Origin of the sequence: Mesorhizobium sp. M7A.F.Ca.CA.004.12.1.1 (genome assembly GCF_003997835.1) — a bacterium.
Classification (GTDB): Bacteria; Pseudomonadota; Alphaproteobacteria; order Rhizobiales; family Rhizobiaceae; genus Mesorhizobium.
The window spans coordinates 1-2,891 of sequence record NZ_RZRK01000770.1 but is presented as its reverse complement, the minus strand read 5'-3'; the positions used below and the strand labels follow the sequence as shown (position 1 = coordinate 2,891).

Genomic DNA, 2,891 nt, shown 5'->3' with positions numbered 1-2,891 from the left:
GACAGCCGCAGGATCGAGCAGAGCCAGGAAGAACCGTCGCTCGCTGAACTGGCTGATGCCGCCGGCCGCAGCGCCGGTTATTTCCATCGTATCTTCAAGGCGGCCACCGGGCTGACACCGAAGGACTATGCCGCCGCGCACCGCGCAGCCAGGGTTCGTCAGGGCCTGGAAGACGGCGCCAGCGTGACGACGGCGATCTACGATGCCGGCTTCAATTCGAGCGGACGTTTTTATGAGAAATCCACTGGCATGCTCGGCATGACGCCGACGCGCTATCGCGCCGGCGGCGCCGATGAAGAGATCCGCTTCGCCGTCGGCGAGACCTCGCTCGGCACCATCCTGGTCGCGTCCAGTCAAAAGGGCGTCGCCTCGATCCTGCTCGGCGACGATCCTGACGCACTGGTGCGCGACCTGCAGGACCGTTTCCCCAGGGCACGGCTAATCGGCGGCGATCACGACTACGAGGCGCTGGTCGCCCGCGTCGTCGGTTTCGTCGAAGTTCCGGCGCTCGGTCTCGATTTGCCGCTCGACGTGCGCGGCACGGCGTTCCAGCAGCGCGTCTGGCAGGCCTTGCGCGACATCCCCGCCGGCCGCACGGTTTCCTATGCCGAGATCGCGCGGCGCATCGGCTCACCGAAGGCGACCCGCGCCATCGCCGCCGCCTGCGCCGCCAACAATCTTGCCGTCGCCATTCCCTGCCACCGCGTGACCCGCAGGGATGGCGCCCTGTCCGGCTACGCCTGGGGCGCGGAGCGCAAGCGCGCGCTGCTGGAGCGTGAGGCCGGCGAATCTGACAGCGCCTACCGATCCGCGCGGAGATGACGGCCAAGCATGCGCGCGATGGCAAGATCTCATGACAGCGTCACCAATCGGACAGCTCGCACCACCGCCGCCGGCAACCGCGCGAAGTCCCATGTCATGGCCGCCATCGGCGGGCTGGTCGATGAGGGTAAGGCTGAGTGGAACCACACCGCAACCGGCGACATCGAGCTGCGCCTGCTGAGCGGTGAAGTGTTCGTGCTCGGCGAGGTGTCGGTCACGCGTGTCGAATGAGCATGCTTGGCTGAAGTGCGGACGGTTCAAAATCAGCACTCTATGGCGCGCCCCTCTGTCCTACCGGACATCTCCCCCACAAGGAGGGAGATTGGCAGTTCCGGCGCCGGCTCTCGTCCTGCAACGTTGGAGATTGGCGAAGGCGGTGGTGACAGCCAATCTCCCCACCCGTGGGGGAGATGTCCGGTAGGACAGAGGAGGGCGCCATAGAGCACCTACCTTTGCGCCTTTCAGGCAGATTTGAATTTGAAAGCAAGCACCGGAGTGAGACACGGCCGACACCGTGGCTAGGGTTCAGCCACAAACAAAGGAGTGAAGGCAATGAACCTTATACAAACCACTATGCCGATGGCCGCCTGCAACGTCGCCGCCCTCGGCACCATCGCCTATGCCATCGGCGAATCCCCCATCGGCAAAATCCTGGCGGCGCGCAGCGATATCGGCGTCTGCGCCATCCTGATCGGCTCGGATGCCGACACACTGGAGCAGGATCTCGCCAACCGCTTCCCAGGCAAGATACTGGCCAAGGACGAGGCCGCACTGCGCGACGATCTCGCGGCAATCGCGCGCTTCATCGAAATGCCCGGCGTCGGCTTCGACCTGCCGCTCGACCTGCGCCACGGCACGCCATTCCAGCAGCGCGTGTGGGAGGCGCTCCGAGGCATCCCGTGCGGCGGCACCATCACCTACACCGCGCTCGCCCGGCATATCGGCCAGCCGAACGGCGCCCGCGCCGTGGCGACGGCCTGTGCGGCCAATGCAATCGCGCTGGGCATTCCCTGTCACCGTGTTGTCCGCGCCGCCGGCACGCTGTCGGGCTACCGCTGGGGCGTCGAGCGCAAGCGCGCCCTGCTCTACAAGGAGGCTACGATATGAATGCCCATGCCAAGGTTGCCGCATCGGCGGTTGAAGCTGCTCAGACACGTGTTGCTGATTACGACTGGCCCGCCCTTGCCGCCGAACTGGACGGCTTCGGCTGCGCGGTGATTGAAAAGCTGCTGTCGCCCGAAGAGTGCCGACAGATCGCCGACCTCTATCCCGAGGAGAAGCATTTCCGCAGCCACATCCATATGGCCAGGCACGGCTTCGGCAAGGGCGAGTACCGCTATTTCCGCTATCCCTTGCCCGACCTCCTGGGTGGCCTGCGCAGCGCGCTCTATCCCAGGCTGGCCGAGGTCGCCAATCGGTGGAACGAGCGCATGGGGCAGGCCATGCGCTATCCCACGACGCATGCCGCGTTTCTCGAGCAGTGCCATGCCGCCGGCCAGACACGGCCGACGCCGCTGCTGCTGCAATATGTGCCTGGCGACTTCAACTGCCTGCACCAGGATCTCTATGGCGATCTCGCCTTTCCGCTGCAGGTGGCGATCCTGCTCTCCGAACCGGGCCGGGATTTCACAGGCGGCGAGTTCGCGCTGACCGAGCAGCGCCCGCGCATGCAGAGCCGAGTCGAAGTGGTGCCGCTGCGGCAGGGCGACGCCGTTGTGTTCGCCGTCCACAACCGGCCGGTGCAGGGCACCAAAGGCAACTACCGCGTCAATCTGCGCCACGGCGTCAGCCGGCTGCGCTCAGGCATGCGCCACACGGTAGGGATTATTTTCCACGATGCGAAGTGAGCAGGGAGAAGATGGAGGTTCCCCTCACCCCGCCGGTGCATAACGGCTGACCACCATGCCGCAGGCATAGGCCTTCGAGCCGAGCAGCCGCAGGTTCCTAAAACCGCCCTGATCAAAAACCCGGCGGCCCGCCCCCAGCACCGCCGGGTTGACGAACAGCTGGAACTCGTCGACCAGCCCGGCCGCGATCAGCGCTGACGCGAAACCGGCGCCGCCGAACAC

At 65.9% G+C, this 2,891-nt stretch carries 5 protein-coding genes; 4 read left to right on the top strand and 1 reads right to left on the bottom strand.

Features of this window, described 5'->3' with window-relative positions; translation table 11 throughout:
• From EN984_RS29275 to EN984_RS29255, 4 genes are all read left to right on the top strand, one after another.
• Positions 1-822, top strand: an 822-nt coding sequence (locus tag EN984_RS29275; protein WP_127384148.1) for a methylated-DNA--[protein]-cysteine S-methyltransferase, incomplete at its 5' end; no start/stop codon positions are given.
• Between the two features lie 18 nt (positions 823-840).
• Positions 841-1,053 carry a hypothetical protein gene (locus EN984_RS29270; protein ID WP_236382747.1) on the top strand — a complete coding sequence of 71 codons (213 nt, stop codon included), beginning with the start codon at positions 841-843 and terminating at the stop codon, positions 1,051-1,053.
• A 321-nt stretch (positions 1,054-1,374) separates the two neighbouring features.
• Complete coding sequence (locus EN984_RS29260; RefSeq protein WP_127272377.1) at positions 1,375-1,929, top strand: methylated-DNA--[protein]-cysteine S-methyltransferase; 555 nt, start codon at positions 1,375-1,377, stop codon at positions 1,927-1,929.
• Positions 1,926-2,669, top strand: a complete 744-nt coding sequence (locus EN984_RS29255) for a 2OG-Fe(II) oxygenase (RefSeq protein WP_127272378.1) — start codon at positions 1,926-1,928, stop codon at positions 2,667-2,669. The genes EN984_RS29260 and EN984_RS29255 overlap by 4 nt, the downstream gene beginning before the upstream one ends.
• A 24-nt stretch (positions 2,670-2,693) precedes the next feature.
• On the opposite strand, the gene EN984_RS29250 is transcribed toward EN984_RS29255, so the two are convergent.
• On the bottom strand, positions 2,694-2,891 hold a 198-nt coding region (locus EN984_RS29250), incomplete at its 5' end, for a dihydrofolate reductase family protein (RefSeq protein ID WP_164765727.1).